The sequence below is a fragment of the Roseiarcus sp. genome, from assembly GCF_052145395.1.
Classification (GTDB): domain Bacteria; phylum Pseudomonadota; class Alphaproteobacteria; order Rhizobiales; family Beijerinckiaceae; genus Roseiarcus.
Map to the genome: position 1 here is coordinate 1 of NZ_JBKQOT010000096.1, position 17,612 is coordinate 17,612.

Genomic DNA, 17,612 nt, shown 5'->3' on the forward strand with positions numbered 1-17,612 from the left:
GTTAACGCTCACGGGCCGGGCCGGCTCGGCCATCTCCGCTCAAAGTCGGCTTGAGGCCCTCGTCGATCAGCTCGGCGTCGAGGTCGACAGCCCAAAGGCCGAGGCCGCTTGCGCGCAGTAGTTACGGTGATCGGCGTCGCCGACATGGCGTCATCCGGGATGTGCGCACAGGGAACCAAAGGTCGTGGTCTACCGCGCCGAGGCTGACGGGAAGCTCTATGTCCGTCTTCGATCTGAGTTTAACGATGGAAGGTTCGAGAACATCAGGTGACGCCTTTTTGCGGCGTCGAGGCGATCCGCGTCCGCCCTTGTTTCTTGGACAAAATATTGGTCATCCAGAGCTAAGACCTTGTTATCGCTATTTCCGGCTGGCTGTTACGGGGCCAATCCCACGGGCGGCGCGCTCCTCGTCGCGCCTTCGGATATTGCTTTTTGGTCACCGAGCTCACGCGCGCCGAGGCGGTGAAGAACGACGTTTCGGTGCAGAAGGACTCGCAAGTCCCGCGCGAGCCGACACTGACGTCGTTGTAACGGTGCGGGATTTGGGCCCGAGGCTGCCTGCGGCGGCCCTCGAGCGTATCTGCGACCCCCCCCTCCCCACGGCCAAGCCGCCCGGTCTGGGAGAAGAATAGCGACCTTCACCATACGGTCCGCAAGACCGTTTCATGTCGATTCCGGTCCGTCGCCGTGCGAACCAGCCGCCGGAGCGCTCGGCGCGTCGAGGAAACGGTGAATCCACTGACCCACCCGGGCGCGATCGTCCGGTTGGCCGAATGAAGCTATGGCGGGGCCCGCCAGCGCGCCGAAACGGTCTCGCCTCGCGTCGATCAGCGCCGCGGCGAACTCGGCCTCAAACTCCGGATGGAACTGGAAGGAGATCGCGTCGCCGTAGTCGAGCCCCGCATAGGGGGTGAACGCGTTGGCGGCGGTCACGCGGGCGCAGCGCGGACAGGCGACGACCTGGTCCTGGTGCGAGGCGGGGACATGGACGGGCGCCGCGCCGTCCATCCAGCGTGCGCGGTGTTGCACGTCGTAGCGTTGAAGCCCGATGCCCCAGCCCTTGGGCGACTTGATCACGGCGCCGCCGAACGCCTCGGCCATCGCCTGGTGGCCGAAGCAGATGCCGACGAGCTTCGCGCGCCCCCTGACCTGTCGCAAAAAGCCGATCAGCTCGGGGATCCAGGGTAGGTCGTCGTAAACCCCCGCCGCCGATCCGGTGAGCACAAAGGCGTCGCAGCCGGGCCTTTCGGTGGACAGCGCCCCGCCCGGCACGTCGAAAACCGCTGTGTCCCGGCTGGGACCAAGCAGCCGTTGCACCATCGAGCCATAGCCGCCGAATCGGGCGCGAAGCGCCTCGGGCGGGGCGCCGCATTCCAAGATGCCGATCCTCATTTCGGAAATCCGTGACGATTGGCTGGGCCTGCCCCTTCGCTTCAGATGCGCCGGTCAAAGCCAAGTCCTGAGTTCGCGAGGGCTGCGCCCGGCGTCGTCGCCATTCGTCGCGTCGCGGCGGGATCGCGATAACGCCACCCGGACGATCTGGCGGCCCCGCTACTCGGCCGCCTTCTTCATCTCCGGATAGACGCACGGCGCCATCTCCTTGGCGGCCGGGCGATGGAGCGGGATGATCTTGGATTCCTCGAAGGGCAGGCCCAGCGTCTTCCACACGTCGACCAGCGCTTCGACCAACTCCGCGACCTGCGCCTCGCTGTGGGCGGGGCCCGGGGTGATGCGCAGCCGCTCGGTGCCCTGGGCGACGGTCGGATAGTTGATCGGCTGGATGTAGATCGCGTGCCGGTCGAGCAGCAGCGCGCTCGCCGCCCTGCACTTCTGCGCGTCGCCGACGAACACCGGCACGATATGCGACGGGTTGTTCATCACCGGAATGCCGGCGGCGCGCAGCGCGTGCTTCGTCAGGCGCGCCATGTGCTGGTGCCGCTCGCGCTCGGCGTTCGAGCGTTTGAGATGCCGCACCGCCGCCGCGGCGCTCGCCGCCACACTCGGGGGCAAGGTCGAGGTGAAGATGAATTGGGGCGCGTAGCTCCGCACCGCGTCCACCAGCGCAGCGCTCGCCGCGATGTAGCCGCCGAGCGAGCCGAAGCCCTTGGCGAGCGTGCCCTCGATAACGTCGATGCGGTGGGCGAGACCCTCGCGCTCGCTTAACCCCCCGCCGCGCGGCCCATAGAGGCCGACCGCGTGGACCTCGTCGATATAGGTCAGGGCGCCGTACTTTTCGCAGACTTCGAGGATCGCCTCGATCGGCGCGATGTCGCCGTCCATCGATTAGAGGCTCTCGAAAACGACGAGCTTGGCGCGATCGAGCGGCTCGGCGGCCAAGAGTTCTTCGAGATGGGCGACGTCGTTGTGGCGCCACACCTTCTTCTCGCAGCCGGCGCGCCGCACGCCCTCGATCATCGAATTGTGGTTGAGCGCGTCGGACAAAATCAGGCAGTCCGGCAGCAGGCTGGCGATGGTCGAGATCGCCGCGAGGTTGGAGATCCAGCCGGAGGTGAAGGCGAGCGCTGCGGCCTTGCCGTGCAGGTCGGCGAGTTCGGCCTCGAGTTGCACGATCGGGTTATGGGTGCCCGAGATGTTGCGGGTGCCGCCGGCCCCGGCGCCGTGGGCGCGCGCCGCCTGGACCGAGGCCTCGATCACGTCGGGATGGACGCCCATGCCGAGGTAGTCGTTGGAGCACCAGACGGTGACCTCGCGGGGCCTGTCCTCTTCGCCCTCGGGACGCCACATCGCCGTCGGGAACCGCTTGGCGTCGCGCTCGAGATTGGCGAAAGACCGGTAGCGCTCTTCCGCCTTCAGACGGTTGATCGCATCCGCGAAGCGCCGCTCGTAATCCATCGTCTGCCTTCCTGACGGGCAGCCGGCCCGCTCAGCCGTCGGCCCCTTGCCCAATTCGGTATCTGCCCACCGCGGCCTTGTCCAGTATACGTTTAGGAGGGGGATGCGCGGCGGATTGGCGCAGCGCCGGCAAATCGACCGCGGAAAAAGAGCGGTTTTGCGGCCTCCATGGCGGTCTTGCGCCGTTCACCGGGCGCGTAAACGTTAGCATAGTCCTCAGCCATCAATCGCGGTGGCGCCCGAGACGCCAGGGCCGGTCAGGTCCGGTAGCTCGGGTCGAGCCGGTCGAGCTTGCGGAGGATTCCCGGCCAGGCGAGCGCGCCGCCGAGGCCGCGGGTCACCTCAGCCGATTGGGCGCGGGCGCCGTCGAGGATCGGCTGCGGGATAGGGATCAGCGTCCCGCCGCCGGACTGCGCCATGACCTGGATCTCGCACGCCCGCTGTAAAACGAACATGGCGAGGAAGGCGTCGGCGACCGACGGGCCGGCGATCAAGAGACCGTGGTTGCGCAAGATGAGGAATGTGTTCCCGCCGAAGTCGGCGGTGAGCCGCGGCTTCTCGGCCTCATTGAGGGCAACCCCCTCGTAATCGTGGTAGCCGAGGCTCGACAGCACGAAGATCGACTGCTGCGAGATCGGCCTGAGCCCTTCCTTCTGGCAGGAGACCGCGACCCCGGCGCTGGTGTGGACGTGCATGACGCAATGGGCGTCGTCGCGGGCGGCGTGGATCGCCGAGTGGATCACGAAGCCAGCCGGATTGACGGCGAACGGGCTCTCCATGACCTTTTCGCCCTTGAGGTCGACCTTGACCAGGCTCGACGCCGTCACCTCCTCGAACAGCAGTCCGTAGGGGTTGATGAGAAAGTGATGGCCGCCGCCCGGAACCCGGGCGGAAAAGTGGGTGAACACCAGGTCGTCCCAGCCGTAATGGGCGACGATCCGGTAGCAGGCGGCGAGGTCGACCCGCATTGCCCATTCCTCGGCGCTGACCTTGTCCCTGACCGAGGGAACCGCCACCCGGCCCGCCTGCGTCTCCATGCCTCTCCTCCCCTGCTTCGCCTTGTGTTTACCTGGCTTTCGCCAGCACGCCGTCCGGCAGTCGGGCTTTGAGCGCCCGTCCCGCATCCGCTCCGAGCCGAACCGCGTCGGCGGCTGCGCCCTCCGCCTCGATCTCGAAGCGCTCGGAACCGTCGGTCCTCAAGACCTCACCCCGGAACCGCAGCCGCCCCTCGAGGAAACGGGCGAGCCCCGCGATCGGGGTGCGGCAAGAGCCTTCGAGTTCGGCGAGGAAGGCGCGCTCGGCGCAAAGCTCGGCGAAGGTCGGAGCGTCGGCGATCGCCGCCAACGCGTCAAGCGCCCGGACGTCGCCGCTGCGGGCTGTCAGCGCGATCGCCCCCTGTCCGACTGCGGGCAGGAAGGCGTCGAGGCTGAGCGGCGCGCGAGCGCGATGGACGAGGCCGAGGCGCTTCAGACCCGCCATCGCGAGCAGCGTGGCCTCGACCGCGCCCGATTCGGCCTTACGAAGCCGCGTCTCGACGTTGCCGCGCAGGAGTTCGAGCTTCAGGTCGGGCCGAAGCCGCAGCGCCTGCGCCTGCCTGCGCAGCGACGCGGCGCCGAGACTCGCGCCCAAGGGCAAGGCCTGGACCGTGTCGGCGACGGCGGAAATCAGCGCGTCGCGCACGTCCTCGCGCGGCAGAAAGCCGGCGAGAGCGATTCCGTCGGGCGTCAGCGTCGGCAGGTCTTTGGCCGAATGGACCGCCGCGTCGATCTCGCCTGCGAGCAGCGCGAGGTCGATTTCCTTGGTGAAGAGGCCCTTGCCGCCGGCCTCGGCCAGCGGTCGGTCCTGGATCGCGTCGCCGCTCGTGCGGATGGTCCTGAGCGCGATCCGTTCGGCCGCCCAGCCGTGCGCTTCGGCGAGGCGCCGGCGTGTCTCTTCGGCCTGCGCCAGCGCCAGCGGCGAGCCGCGCGTGCCGAGGACAAGAAGCGGCGAAGCAGTCATGAGCGGGATCCAAGGCTCGGCGTCGCGCCTCTATTCGGGCAATCCCGGACGCTGTCAAATGGAAGGCGCTGACCCGCTCCAGATGCGTCATCCGGTCGCGTTGACCCTCGCGGCCTCGGCGCTCTAGTTTCCGTCATCACGCCGAAGGAAGTCAGTCAAAGTCAAATTACGAGGCGTGAGGCACGAAGGAAAAACGGGTTCGCAACACGAAGCGGTTTGTTGAACGAACTCGCAATCATGCCGAAAGCGGCCGGGACAGGTGTCCCGGCCTTTTTTGTTCGGAGGCGCCAAGCCGCGCGCGACGACGACAACGTCGTGACGCGTCAAGGCCCGTCCGGACCTGGAGGGGACGGCTCGGACGGCGGCGCGCCGGGCTGAACCGCGTCCGGCTCTTCGATCGCCTGAACGGTCGGGTTGGCCCACGGCCCGTCGATTTTGAGGCCCAAATGGGCGGCGCCAGGCGGCGCGTCGCCGGTCGGCGCCGCCTGCGCTGCGTTGAGGCGCAGGTTCAGGCTTCGCGCGGCGAGATCGACGGCGCCCTGCACGTCCGCCCTGACGCCGCTCGCCACGAGTTCGCCACTAACGACGTGGGCGACGCCCTCGCCGACAATGACGGCGAGCGACGCCCGCTCGAATGCGGTTCCGCCGCTGCGCATGTCTTTGGCGACGTCCAGCGGCCGGCGCTGGCTGCGGCGCAAGGCCTCCTCCAGATTGACCCCCGAAACGGCGCCGTCCACAAGATCGAACGACGCCTTTCCAAAAAGCCCGGCGATGAATTCCGCCGGAGAGCCGCCGGCGGTCTCGATCGCAATGTCGGCCGTGCCCTTGCCCGTCAACTCGGGCCAGCCAAAGTCGGAAGCGGCTGCGCCAATGTCAGCGTCAGCGAGCTTGGCGCGCATCGTCAGCCGAAAGCGGGAACGGTCGCACGCCAAATTCAACTCGCCTTCCAGTCGCCCGCCATAGGCTGTCGCCTCGACGAGGTTCGCGGTCAGCGCGCCGTCCTTCACGAGCGCCGAGGCCGCGGCGTTGTCGAGGCCGACGCCGTAAACGTCCAACCGGCCGGCAGACAGGCGCAAGTCGAGATCGACGTCGCCGGGGAGCGAAAGCGGGAAGGTTTTGTCGCTCCAGCCGCCGTCTGCCGCGAACAGAGGCTGAGGCGCCCCGAACAGCGGCGCGAGCGCCAGTTGCTCCGCGTCGAGCGACCCGGAAATCGCGAGGCGGCCGCCCATCCGCGCCAGGCGCAGGGCGCCCTGGAGCGTCTGGCCGCCGCTTGTCACGGTCGCTTCGTCGAAGGTGAGGTCGCCCGGCGTGGCCTTGACCTTGCCCGAGATCGAGACATCGGCGCCAGCGAGCGCGGGCGCCGCGGTCACGCCGAATAATCGAAAAACCTCCGCGAGCGCGTGTGACGAAACGGAAAGGTCTCCCGCGGCCCCAAGCGCCGGACCCGCGGTCAGCGCCCCGCTGAACGCCAGATCGCCCAGCGAAGACACGATCGCCACATTGAGCGCGCTCGGCTTGTCCTGCACCGCCCGCCGAGGATCGTCGAGCGAGCCCGAAACGACCAGCGGGGCGTCGCGCCAAAGCCCGGTCAGATCCACTCTGATTCGCGACCCGGGCGACAGACCGTCGAGGCGGCCCCTCAGGCCCTCGATCACCATGTCCAGCCCGCGCGTCTGTCCTGTCACCCGCACGACGCCGTTCGACAGGCTGACGCTTCCAAGCGGCGCAAATCCTCCGATTGCGGTGATCACGCCAACCGGGTCGAGTCGCCCCACAAAGGGGGCCCGATCGAGGTCGAGCGCGATCGTCGGCTGATCCAGGGTCACCCGCGTCGGCGCGACCCTCCCGAGCAAAAGGTCGACGAGCGAAAGATCGACCCGCGCCTCGGTCGCGGTCACCACATTGACCCCCGAAGACTCGTTGAGCCGGGCGTCGATGATGCGCAAGTTCGGCCAGGGTAGCGCGCTGAACGCCGCGAGCTGGGGCGCGCTCCAGGTCAGGGGGCGCGACCCGCCGGCCGACGCGTTGAGAGCGTCCGCCACCCGAGCCGGCGCCACCGGCCAGCGCGCGGACCCTGCCGCAACAGCCGCAAGCGCAAGAACGCCCGCCCATACAGCGGCCCGACGCATACTCCTCCGTCCCCGCGGGTTCGGCGCGCGCCGACGCGCCGCCGGCCGGCTTATAACGCCAAACGACACGCAAGGGAAAACGCGCCGGCGCTCAGTTCAGACAGAATCCACCGATCGCCATTGCGGGGACGGCCACGCTCGCCGCGGCGACCGCCATGATGCCGAGGCCGACCGCGATCCGGGCTTTTGGGACCTGGGCGAGCCGGCGAAGCCGGGAAAGGCCGAGAGCGACCGCCGTCACCGAAGGCAGAGTTCCGAGGCCGAAGCCCGCCATCACCGCGGCGCCGCGCCAGGCGTCCCCGGCGAGAATGGCGTAGAACAGCGCGCCATAGACCATGCCGCACGGCAGCAGTCCCCACACCAGTCCCGACGCGAAAGCGCCGGCGCCGCCCGGCGCCGAAGCCGCCGAGGCGAACCGCAACCGGTCGGCGATCGGCGCGGCGATGCGGTCCACGACCGCGAGCGACGGCGCAAAACCGGCGACCGACAGTCCGATCCAGCCAAGCGCGACGGCCGCCGCCCAGCGCATCGCGAGGAAAGCGCCCGAGTGATCAAACGCGCCGTAGATCGTCGAGCCGACCGCGCCAAGCACGGCGCCGCCGGCGACATACATGAGCACCCGCCCGGCATGGGCCGCCATCAGCGCGCGGACGCGCTCGCCCTCGCCGTCGCCCGGCGAGAAGGCGAACATGAGGCTCGAGGCGATCGCGCCGCACATCCCGGCGCAGTGCAGGCTGCTCGCCAACCCGAGAAGGAGCCCGCCCAAAAGCGTGAAACTGTCGGGGGCCATGAAAGGCTGAACCTCAGTGGGGCGGCCAACGGGAGGACTCCCCTACCCCCGATCGCCTCTCGAGGCAATCGGCGGCGCTCGGACCGGTCGAGACATTCGGCCGCAGGTCGAATCCGACTATCCGGCGCTGCGGAGCTCGGTAAAAAGACCGGGCAGGTCCCCGATGCTCGCGACGACATGATCGGCATAAGGTTCGAGCGCGGCCCGTTCGGCGGGCCCGGAGAGCACGGCGACCGCCGTCGCCCCGGCCGCTCGCGCCGCCGCGAGATCGTGCAGGGAATCCCCGACCACGACAATTCTGGACGGCGCCGCCCGCAGGAACTCGGCGAAGGCCAGCACCATGCCGGGCTCAGGCTTGCCGCCGTGGCCGGTATCGTATCCGGCGACGAAATCGACATAGGGGGCGATTCCGAGCGCCTCGATCTGGCGGCGCGCGCTCTGCTCGGAATCGTTGGTGGCGACGCCGAGCCGCAGGCCCATCCGGCTCAGCGCCGAGAACACGGAGGCCGGCTCGCCGATCGGGGTCAGCGCCCTCAGCGATTCCGTCGCCGACAGCGCGTCGATCTCGGATTTGAGGACCTCCAGGTCCGAACGCCCGAGCGCGTCCGCCCAGCGGCGGCCGTAATCGGCCGTCGAGCCGGCGACGACGGGCGAGGAATCGAGAAAGCGCCGGGTCTCGATCGAGAAATGGAGCGCCTCGGCCTGGGCCCGCATCAGCGCCGGATCGCCTGCGGCGAGCGCCTGGATGACGGCGTAGACCGCCGGGCCCCAGGTCGAGTGGAAATCGATCAGCGTCCCATCCTTGTCGAACAGGACGCCGGCGAATTCGGCTGAACGGACAGCTGGCACATGACCTCCTGGCGACGCCGGCGGCCCGGCGCATCCGTTAATCCCCTCTTAACCGATTTCCCTCAGGTTCGTGTGACAAGCGCGAATAAAGCGCGATCCAAATTTCCGGACGAGGGCGGACGGCGATGCGGCACGATTTCGACGCGATCCCCGAAGCGACAGGCCAGCGCGACGGCGCCGGCTCGATGCTCACCCGCATTTACCACGATATCGGACTGGCCGCCGTCGCGGACGCCTTGGGCCTGATGACCACCGAATTCGAGGCTGATCTGGTCGAGTCGATCGAACGCGGCGAGTACTTTCTGATTCCGATCGGTCAGCCGGCCTCGCCGGTCGAACTCGCCGCCTGAAGCGCAGCTTTAGCCTTCGCCGCGACCGCCTCCTTCAGCGATCGCCCTTCCAGCCATAGAACAGGATCGTCGGATCGACGTCCAAGACCCTCGGCGCGCGGAGGCCGCCCATCGCGCGCCGCTTGAGGAAACGCGGCCGCCTCCGCCTCAGCGCGCCGCTGCGCCGTCTCGCGTGAGGCGTCCGGCGGCACAGGTCCGCGCCGGCCAGGTTCACCGGGGAATCGATGAGTTCCGTTCGTCCCGCCAGCGCCGGCAGGCCGAGGAACGCCACCCATTCGCGCCATTGCCTTTCGATCGCCTCGAGATCCTCGCCCTCGCCGAGCGGTACGGAAAGATCCGGATCGCGGTGGACGAGCCTCACCTCGTAATGAAAGCGGCCGTCTTCGAGCCCGGTGATCCTGAGGGCGATGCCGCGGTAGGCGCTGGGCTCGACCCGGATCGCCATCGACACGCCGGCGACGGCGCGCCGGATCGTAACCGCCTCGCGCGCCACGTCGACGATGCGGCGGCGGTTGTCCGAACGGGGATCGCTGGCTTCGATCCGGATGCACTCCGAGGCTTTGATGAGCGAATTCACGATCGTATCCGCACGTTGGCTGACCATGCGGCGATTATTCCGCGAGCCCTTGCTCAAGAGCCTAACGGTCGTGGTTAAGCGGCCTTTAAGGGGCTGATTTCGCACGTGAGCCGCGGCTCTTGGCGAGCGAAGGCTCAAGTGAATCGCTCAACTTTGAATCGTCGGTGAGGTCCTGTTCACCATCGCGCTTAGCCTTACGCGGCCGACGCCTCTCCGCCGTCGTCGGTCTCTGGACCTTCGGTCTTGACGCGCACACGATGCGAACGGTCGCGGAGGCGGCGGCGGGCGTCGAACGCGGCCTCCGCGAGCGCTCGGAACGGCGCTGTCAGGTCGTTGAGGCGATCGACGCCGGCAACCGCCCGCTCGCCGCGAGTCAATTCCCGGTCGAGCTCCGCCATCGTCTTCGACAGGCCCGGGTCGTCGTCGTCGAGCCAGACCCCGACGATGCGCGCCCAGGCGAGCGCGAGGCCCTGAAGCTTGATCGCGCCGGCTGCGCCGTCGCCGAGTTCGAGCCCCGCGGCCTCGAGCATGAAGCGCATCGATCCGAGCACGACCTGATTCATCGCCAGCGCGGCCGCGGGCTCGCGTCTGAGCCACGCGCCCGTCTCGCGAACGCCTTCGCGATAGGGCGCCATCGCCTCGAGGCGGCGCATCAAAATGTCGAACAGGCGCTCGCGCGGGTTCTCGTCCGCCAGTTCGTCGCCGTCCTGCGCCAGAACGGCGCGGTCGATGCGCCGCGAGAACCCGGCGAGCACGGCGCCCTTGGAAGGAAAGGAGTCGCGGAAGTCGGCCAGCGTGACGTCGGCTTCCCTGCAGACGTCGCGAATCGAAATGTCCTCGAAGCGGCGTTCGCCCGCCAGCTTCATGAGCGCGTCAACGATTTTACCGCGCGGATCGGCCGGCTTGGCCTCGCTCTTTGCTTTCGTCGCCATGGACCTCTCCCGGGATGCCGGGGCGAGATTAGGCGCTCACGCTCGCGAAACCAAGCCTGCGCTCGCACGAGTTCCCGCTTTCGCGGGGCATGGCCGCAGGAAGGCGCGCCTCTGGGGGCGTCTTTTGCTCCAACTGCGCTTCCGAGCAAGGGTCAGCGCGGCGCGCCCTTGCCTTGAGCAGCCGCGTCAGACACCCTACGGCTCCCTTTTCAACAAAAGGGAAACGCGGGAGGCGTCCGCATGAAGCTCTATGGCTACTTCCGGTCATCTGCCGCCTATCGTGTCCGAATCGCCCTCAACCTGAAGGCCATCGCCTACGAGCAGGCGCCGGTTCATCTCATCCGGAACGGCGGCGAGCAGCATTCGCTCGCGTACCGGGCGCGCAATCCTCAGGCGCTCGTGCCCACGCTCGAACTCGACGATGGCGCCCTCATCACGCAATCGCTGGCGATCATCGAGTATCTGGACGCCAAAGAGCCGTCGCCGGCGCTGCTCCCGGCGGATGCGAAGCTCGCCGCGCGCGTCCGCGCCGTCGCGCTGACCATCGCCTGCGACATTCACCCGATCAACAATCTCCGGGTGCTCGCCTATCTGAAGGGTTCTATGGCGCAGACGCAGGACGCCGTCGACCGATGGTATAGTCACTGGGTGCGCGAGGGCGGTCTGCTCGCCGTCGAGGCCATGATCGAGGGCGGCGACTTCTGCTTCGGCGACGGCCCGACCCTCGCCGATCTCTGCCTGATCCCGCAGCTCTACAACGCTCGCCGATTTGGCGTCGAAATCGACGACCTCCCGAAGTGCCTTCGGGTGGAGACAGCGTGCGCGTCGATTCCGGCTTTCGAAGCCGCCCGCCCCGAGCGTCAACCGGACGCCGCTTGAGGCCCTCACGTTCCGCCTGCGCGGCGCCGAGGGGGCCGGGCCTCTGCGGCTCCGGGCGAGGCTCGTAGGGTCGGGCTCCAAGCTTGACAGGGTACGGTCGCCTGTGCAGCAAGTTGAGCGTTGCGGATGAAATAATAGCGGGCGCTTTCGGGCGCTCCGCCAGGGAACACGGGATGGAACGCGCTCACGGGCGTATCTTCGCATGAAGCTCGCGTCGCTAAAATCCGGCCGCGACGGCGCGCTCGTCGTCGTCTCGCGCGACCTCCGCCGCGCCGTGGCCGCCACAAACGTCGCCCCGACGCTCCAGGCGGCGCTCGACGACTGGATGAACGTCGGTCCGCGCCTCGCCGCGCTCGCCGAACGGCTCGAGCGCGAGGCGCACCTGGGCTTTCCCTTCGATGAGCGCGCGTGCGCCTCTCCGCTTCCGCGCGCCTTTCAGTGGGCGGACGGGTCAGCTTACGTCAATCACGTTGAACTCGTCCGCAGGGCGCGCAATGCGGACATGCCGCCGTCGTTCTGGACCGACCCGCTCCTGTACCAGGGCGGCTCCGACGCGTTCCTCGGGCCGCGCGATCCGATCCTCGCCGCGGACGAAGCGTGGGGGATCGACATGGAGGGCGAGGTCGCCGTCATCGTCGACGATACGCCGGCCGGCGTTTCTCCCGAGGCGGCGCGGGAGCGAATCCGCCTCGTGATGCTCGTCAACGACGTGTCGTTGCGCAACCTGATCCCGGCCGAGCTCGGCAAGGGTTTCGGCTTCTTCCAGTCGAAGCCCTCATCGGCTTTCTCGACGGTCGCCGTGACGCCGGACGAACTGGGAGCGGCCTGGGACGGCGGAAGGCTCCATCTGCCGCTTCACGTCGACCTGAACGGCAGGCCGTTCGGCCGCGTCGAGGCCGGCGTCGACATGACCTTCGACTTCCCGAGGCTGATTGCGCACGCCGCCAAGACGCGCCCTCTTAGCGCCGGGCTCCATCGTCGGCTCGGGCACCGTCTCGAACAAGGACGCCGACGGCGGTCCGGGACGGCCGATCGATGAGGGCGGCCGCGGCTACGCCTGCATCGCCGAGCTTCGCACGATCGAAACCATCCGCGCCGGCGCGCCGAAGACGCCGTTCCTGAAGTCCGGCGACATCGTGCGCATCGAGATGCTCGACCGGAGCGGCCGCTCCATTTTCGGCGCAATCGAGCAGGAGATTCGAAGACATGGCTAAGGAATTCGCTTCGCGCGCCGACATGACGGCGAAAACGATCTCGTTCACCGAGATCGGTCGGGACATCTACGCTTTCACCGCCGAGGGCGATCCGAACACTGGCGTCGTGATCGGCGACGACGGCGTCATGGTGGTCGACGCCCAGGCGACGCCGGTCATGGCGAAGCAAGTGGTCGAGAAGATCCGGACGGTGACCGACAAGCCGATCAAATATGTCGTGCTGTCGCATTATCACGCGGTGCGCGTGCTCGGCGCCAGCGGGTACGGCGCCGATGAGATCATCGCCTCTGAGGTCTGCCGCTCGATGATCTCGGAGCGCGGCAAGGAGGACTGGGAGTCGGAGTTCGAGCGCTTCCCCCGTCTGTTCCAGGCGGCCGATTCGATCCCCGGCCTGACCTGGCCGACCATGACGTTCAAGGACAAGATGACGGTCTATCTCGGCAAGCGCCGGGTCGACCTGATGCATCTCGGCCGCGCCCACACCGCGGGAGACGCCGTCGCGCACGTGCCGGACGCGGGCGTCATGCTCACCGGCGACATCGTCGAGTACAAGTCGGCCTGCTATTGCGGCGACGCGCACTTCAGCGACTGGCCGGGCACGCTCGACGCGATCCAGCGCTTCACGCCCGAGGCGATTGCGCCGGGCCGGGGCGACGCGCTCGTAGGCCGCGCCATTGTCGACGAGGCGCTCGCGCTCACGCGTGACTTCGTCTCGTCGACCTTTCGGCCGGTCGCCAAGGTCGCGTCCCGCGGCGGCTCGCTGAAGGAAGCCTGGGACGCCTGCCGCGCCGCGTGCGATCCGAAATTCTCGGCCTACGCCATCTACGAGCACTGCCTGCCGTTCAACGTCGCGCGCGCTTATGACGAGGCGCTCGGCATCGACACCCCGCGCATCTGGACCGCCGCGCGCGATCGCGAAATGTGGGCGCAATTGCAGGAGTAGGGCGCGCCATGACCAAGATCTTCGAGACGCCGCTCTACCCGTACCAGAGGTCGCCCGAGCAGGACCGCGCGACGCCGGCGCGGCATCCGGCCGTCGTCGTCGGCGCCGGTCCGATCGGCCTCGCCGCCGCCATCGATTGCGCGCTCAATGACATCCCCGTCGTCGTCCTCGACGAGAACGACAAGGTGAGTTGGGGCTCTCGCGCGATCTGCTTCGCCAAGCGTCCGCTCGAGATCCTCGATCGCCTCGGCTGCGGCGATCCCATGGTGGTGAAGGGCGTGCAGTGGCGGCACGGCAAGGTGTTCTTTCGCGACCGGCAGGTCTACGAGTTCGACCTTTTGCCCGAGCGCGGGCACAAACGCCCGGCGTTCATCAACCTGCAGCAATACTGGTTCGAGGTTTTTCTCTATGAGCGCCTGAAGGCGCTGGCGGCGGAGGGCAAGCCGGTCGAGATCCGCGGCGGCAATCGCGTCGTCTCGGTCAGGCCTCACGACGATCACGTTGCGCTCGACGTGGTCACCCCGGAAGGCCCCTATTCGGTCGAGGCCGAATGGCTGATCGCCTGCGACGGCGCGCTCTCGCCGACCCGTTCGCTCCTCGGCCTCGACTTCGTCGGCCGTGTGTTCGAGGACAACTTTCTGATCGCCGACGTGATCATGGAGGTCGATTTTCCGACCGAACGGTGGTTCTGGTTCGATCCGCCGTTCAACCCCGGACAATCCGCGCTTCTGCACAGGCAGCCCGACAATCTTTGGCGAATCGATCTCCAGATCGGCTGGAACATCGACAAGGACAAGGAAAAGCAGCCGGAGCGCGTGATCCCGCGCCTCAAGGCGATGCTCGGAGAGGAAGTCGACTTCGAGCTCGAATGGGTTTCGATCTACACTTTCCAGTGCCGGCGCATGGAGAAGTTCCGCCACGGACGGGTGCTGTTCGCCGGCGACGCGGCGCATCAGGTCTCGCCCTTCGGGGCCCGCGGCGCGAACTCCGGCCTTCAGGACACCGACAATCTGGTCTGGAAGCTGAAACTCGTGCGCGACGGACTCGCGCCCGAAAGCCTGCTCGACAGCTACGACGCAGAGCGCGTCCACGGCGCCGACGAGAACCTTCTCAACTCGTCGCGCTCGACCGACTTCATCACGCCAAAGTCCGATGTGAGCCGCCTCTTTCGCGACGCCACGCTCGACCTCGCCGCGCGGCACACTTTCGCGCGGCCGCTCGTCAATTCCGGACGTCTGTCCGTGCCGTGCACTTACGACATTTCGCCGCTGAACGGGCCCGACGAAGCCGCTCTGCCCCGCCGCACGCGGCCCGGCGCGCCCGCGCCCGACGCGCCGCTCGGCTCGGGCTGGCTGCTCGACAGGCTGGGCGGACGCTTCCAACTTCTCGCCATCGGCACGCAGGCGCCCGACTCGCTCGACGTCGACGGCGTCAAGGTCGAGACGTTGCGGGTCGATCCGAATGACGATCCGAGCGGCGCCCTCGGCGAACGCTTCCTCGGGACGGCGTCGGCGGCGCTCTATCTCATGCGGCCCGACCAGCATGTCGCCGCACGCTGGAGGACTTATGACGAAGCCGAAGTCCGCGCGGCGCTCTCGAAGGCGATCGGAAGGAGCTAAGGGATGGCGCTCATCACCAGTCCCAACATCGTCGACCCGGACGACTTTTACGCCGAACTGATCGCGCTGCATCAGGGCCGCAGCAAGGAGGAGAGCGACGCCATCAACGCGCGGCTCGTTCTCCTGCTCGCGAACCACATCGGCGACCGGAAGACGCTCAGCGAGGCGTTCGAAGCCGCGACTTTGCAGGAAAGGACGGAGCCATGAAGATCGAGAAGATTCATCACGTCGCCTATCGCTGCCGGGACGCCAAGGAGACCGTCGAGTGGTACGGAAGGAATCTCGGCATGGATTTCGTGCTCGCAATCGCCGAGGACTTCGTGCCGTCGACCCACGAACCCGACCCTTACATGCACGTCTTCCTCGACGCCGGCGACGGCAACGTCCTCGCCTTCTTCGAGCTGCCGACGAAGCCGCCGATGGGCGCCGATCCCAATACGCCGAAGTGGGTGCAGCACATCGCCTTCAAGGTGAAGGATCGCCAGACTCTGCTCGCTTACAAGGCCCAGCTCGAAGGCAACGGCGTCGAGGTGCTCGGCGTGACCGACCACTCGATCTTCCACTCGATCTATTTCTTTGATCCCAGCGGCCATCGCGTCGAGCTCGCCTGCCCGGATCCGAACGAGGCGTCGATGCTCGCGCGCCTCGACGCAGTCAAGTGGGAGATGCTGGAGGAATGGTCGCGCACCAAGCGCGCGCCGAAGCACGCGGACTGGATGCACCGGAAGGAATTGACAGGGAACTGAACATTCAAGCGCGGAGAGACATGGGCCGGTCGCCGCGGGGCGACCGGCTTCGCTCTTCGATCGCCGCGGCGCGACGGCTCACATGCCGAGATAGGCGCGCTGCACGTCCTCGTTGTTGAGCAACGCCCGACCGGGCCCCTCGATCGTCACGGCGCCCGTCTCGAGAACATAGGCGCGATCGGCGAGAGCCAGCGCAGCGCGGGCGTTCTGCTCGACCATCAGCACGGTCATGCCGGCGTCTTTCAGCCTCCGGACGACGCGGAAGATCTCCTCGACGACGAGCGGCGCGAGGCCCAGCGACGGCTCGTCGAGCAGCATCAGCTTCGGTCTGCTCATCAAAGCCCGCCCGAGCGCAAGCATCTGCTGCTGACCGCCGGACAACGCGGCCGCCTTCTGGCGCCGCCGCTCGCGCAGCATCGGAAAGAGGTCATAGACCTCCGAGAGGCTCCCGGCCATCTCGCGCCCGGGGCGCGAATAGGCGCCGAGGGTCAGATTGTCCTCGACCGACATCGGCGCGAACACCTGCCGTCCCTCCGGCGCCTGGGCGATTCCGGCGCGCACCCGTTCGGGCGGGGCCATGCGCGTGATGTCCTCGCCGGCGAAGCGGATCGTTCCCGCCGCGATCGACTGAACCCCTGAGACGCACCGAAGAAGCGTGGTCTTGCCCGCTCCGTTGGCGCCGACCAGGGCGACGAGTTCGCCGGCCCCGACCGTGAGACTGACCCCGCGCAGAGCCTCGATCCGTCCGTAGCGGCTGACAAGGTTCGAGACGGTGAGCAGCGCAGGCATCCGGCTTCAGGCTCCCGACGCTTCGGCGCCGAGATAGGCGGCGATCACCTTGGGATCGCGGCGCACCTCTTCGGGCGTCCCTTCCGCAAGCTTCCTCCCGTAGTCGAGCACGAGGATATGGTCGGAGACGTTCATGACGAGCTTCATGTCGTGTTCGACCAGTACGATCGTGATCCCTCGCCCAGCGAGCTCGACGATCAGGTCGTCGATTTCACGCGTCTCGGTGGGATTGAGTCCGGCCGCGGGCTCGTCGAGGAAAAGAAGCTTCGGCTCGGCGGCGATGGCCCGGGCGATCTCGAGCCGTTTCAACGCGCCGTAGGGCATTTCCCGCGTCTGAGCGCCGACGTAGGCGCCGCATCCAACGAAAGCCATCAGTTCGGCGGCCTCCTCGCGGAGCCGACGGTCTCTCGCGGTCAGGCCAGGCCACCGCGTCATCGCCGCGAGAAGCCCCGAGTTGAGCTTGAGATGAGCGCCGAGCATCACGTTCTCGATCGCCGAAAGCCCCGTGGCCAACTGAAGGTTCTGGAATGTGCGCGAAACGCCGCGGCGCGCGAGCGCTTCCGGTGGGAGTCCCGCGACCTCGGCGCCGTCGAGGGTGATCGACCCCGCGGTGGGCCGGTAGATCCCGGTTATGAGGTTGAAGAGCGTGGTCTTGCCTGCGCCGTTCGGCCCGATGACCGCGTGGACCGCGCCCTCGCCGACGGCAAAGCTCACTTCCGACACGGCCGCAACGCCGCCGAATCTCTTGGTGAGGTTCTCGACCTTCAGCATGGCTCAGCGACGCCGGCGCGCGATCGACGCCGCCAGGGTCGGCACGATCCCGCGCGGCAGCAGGATCATGGTCGCGAGCAGGATCAGGCCAAACACGATGGTCTCGGAGCCTTCGTAGCGGGCGAGCAGTTCGGGAAGGAGCGACAGCAGCGCGGCGCCCACGAGCGAGCCCC

The 17,612-nt window shown here is 67.8% G+C and carries 16 protein-coding genes and 2 pseudogenes; 7 read left to right on the forward strand and 11 right to left on the reverse strand.

Going from position 1 to position 17,612, the window contains the following annotated elements:
- Nucleotides 1–663 precede the first annotated feature (663 nt).
- The 7 genes and pseudogenes from ACLP25_RS03300 to ACLP25_RS03330 all read right to left on the reverse strand — a co-directional run bounded on the left by ACLP25_RS03300 (nt 664) and on the right by ACLP25_RS03330 (nt 8,619).
- Complete coding sequence (locus ACLP25_RS03300; protein ID WP_442467806.1) at nt 664–1,392, reverse strand: glutamine amidotransferase-related protein; 729 nt, start codon at nt 1,390–1,392, stop codon at nt 664–666.
- Nucleotides 1,393–1,551: 159 nt separating this feature from the next.
- Nucleotides 1,552–2,853 (reverse strand): annotated as a pseudogene (gene hemA / locus ACLP25_RS03305) (5-aminolevulinate synthase).
- A gap of 257 nt (nt 2,854–3,110) precedes the next feature.
- Entirely contained in the window at nt 3,111–3,890 is a 780-nt protein-coding gene (locus tag ACLP25_RS03310; protein WP_442467807.1) for a class II aldolase/adducin family protein, read from the reverse strand.
- 28 nt (nt 3,891–3,918) lie between these two features.
- Complete coding sequence (gene hemC, locus ACLP25_RS03315) at nt 3,919–4,851, reverse strand: hydroxymethylbilane synthase (protein WP_442467808.1); 933 nt, start codon at nt 4,849–4,851, stop codon at nt 3,919–3,921.
- Between the two features lie 323 nt (nt 4,852–5,174).
- Nucleotides 5,175–6,980 carry an AsmA family protein gene (locus ACLP25_RS03320; protein ID WP_442467809.1) on the reverse strand — a complete coding sequence of 602 codons (1,806 nt, stop codon included), beginning with the start codon at nt 6,978–6,980 and terminating at the stop codon, nt 5,175–5,177.
- Nucleotides 6,981–7,071: 91 nt separating this feature from the next.
- Nucleotides 7,072–7,770 (reverse strand): sulfite exporter TauE/SafE family protein, encoded by a 699-nt coding sequence (locus tag ACLP25_RS03325; RefSeq protein WP_442467810.1) that lies wholly within the window; start codon nt 7,768–7,770, stop codon nt 7,072–7,074.
- A 117-nt stretch (nt 7,771–7,887) separates the two neighbouring features.
- Nucleotides 7,888–8,619 (reverse strand): HAD family hydrolase, encoded by a 732-nt coding sequence (locus tag ACLP25_RS03330; RefSeq protein WP_442467811.1) that lies wholly within the window; start codon nt 8,617–8,619, stop codon nt 7,888–7,890.
- A 125-nt stretch (nt 8,620–8,744) separates the two neighbouring features.
- On the opposite strand from ACLP25_RS03330, the gene ACLP25_RS03335 reads away from it, so the two are divergent.
- Entirely contained in the window at nt 8,745–8,969 is a 225-nt protein-coding gene (locus ACLP25_RS03335) for a hypothetical protein (protein WP_442467812.1), read from the forward strand.
- A gap of 34 nt (nt 8,970–9,003) precedes the next feature.
- Here ACLP25_RS03335 and ACLP25_RS03340 read toward each other — a convergent pair whose 3' ends face one another.
- Together ACLP25_RS03340 and ACLP25_RS03345 are read right to left on the reverse strand one after the other, a co-directional pair.
- Nucleotides 9,004–9,546, reverse strand: coding sequence for a DUF6101 family protein (locus ACLP25_RS03340; RefSeq protein ID WP_442467813.1), 543 nt, complete (start codon nt 9,544–9,546; stop codon nt 9,004–9,006).
- Between the two features lie 194 nt (nt 9,547–9,740).
- A complete protein-coding gene (locus tag ACLP25_RS03345) occupies nt 9,741–10,478 on the reverse strand; it encodes a TetR/AcrR family transcriptional regulator (protein ID WP_442467814.1) in 738 nt (245 codons plus the stop codon).
- 240 nt (nt 10,479–10,718) lie between these two features.
- Here ACLP25_RS03345 and maiA point away from each other — a divergent pair, with 240 nt between their 5' ends.
- The 6 genes and pseudogenes from maiA to ACLP25_RS03375 all read left to right on the forward strand — a co-directional run bounded on the left by maiA (nt 10,719) and on the right by ACLP25_RS03375 (nt 15,879).
- Entirely contained in the window at nt 10,719–11,357 is a 639-nt protein-coding gene (gene maiA, locus ACLP25_RS03350) for a maleylacetoacetate isomerase (protein WP_442467815.1), read from the forward strand.
- A 202-nt stretch (nt 11,358–11,559) separates the two neighbouring features.
- A pseudogene (locus ACLP25_RS03355) lies at nt 11,560–12,571 on the forward strand (fumarylacetoacetate hydrolase family protein).
- The gene (locus ACLP25_RS03360; protein ID WP_442467816.1) at nt 12,564–13,514 is read left to right on the forward strand and encodes an MBL fold metallo-hydrolase; all 951 of its coding nucleotides are present in this window, start codon (nt 12,564–12,566) and stop codon (nt 13,512–13,514) included. The pseudogene ACLP25_RS03355 and the gene ACLP25_RS03360 overlap by 8 nt, the downstream one beginning before the upstream one ends.
- A gap of 8 nt (nt 13,515–13,522) precedes the next feature.
- Nucleotides 13,523–15,133, forward strand: a complete 1,611-nt coding sequence (locus tag ACLP25_RS03365) for an FAD-dependent oxidoreductase (protein WP_442467817.1) — start codon at nt 13,523–13,525, stop codon at nt 15,131–15,133.
- 3 nt (nt 15,134–15,136) lie between these two features.
- The gene (locus ACLP25_RS03370; protein ID WP_442467818.1) at nt 15,137–15,340 is read left to right on the forward strand and encodes a DUF2783 domain-containing protein; all 204 of its coding nucleotides are present in this window, start codon (nt 15,137–15,139) and stop codon (nt 15,338–15,340) included.
- Complete coding sequence (locus ACLP25_RS03375; protein WP_442467819.1) at nt 15,337–15,879, forward strand: VOC family protein; 543 nt, start codon at nt 15,337–15,339, stop codon at nt 15,877–15,879. Before ACLP25_RS03370 ends, ACLP25_RS03375 begins: the two co-directional genes overlap by 4 nt.
- A 78-nt stretch (nt 15,880–15,957) precedes the next feature.
- Here ACLP25_RS03375 and ACLP25_RS03380 read toward each other — a convergent pair whose 3' ends face one another.
- Both ACLP25_RS03380 and ACLP25_RS03385 read right to left on the reverse strand, forming a co-directional pair.
- Entirely contained in the window at nt 15,958–16,659 is a 702-nt protein-coding gene (locus tag ACLP25_RS03380; RefSeq protein WP_442467821.1) for an ABC transporter ATP-binding protein, read from the reverse strand.
- 15 nt (nt 16,660–16,674) lie between these two features.
- Nucleotides 16,675–17,439: an ABC transporter ATP-binding protein gene (locus ACLP25_RS03385; protein WP_442467820.1), complete on the reverse strand. Its 765-nt coding sequence runs from the start codon at nt 17,437–17,439 to the stop codon at nt 16,675–16,677.
- Nucleotides 17,440–17,612: the final 173 nt, after the last annotated feature.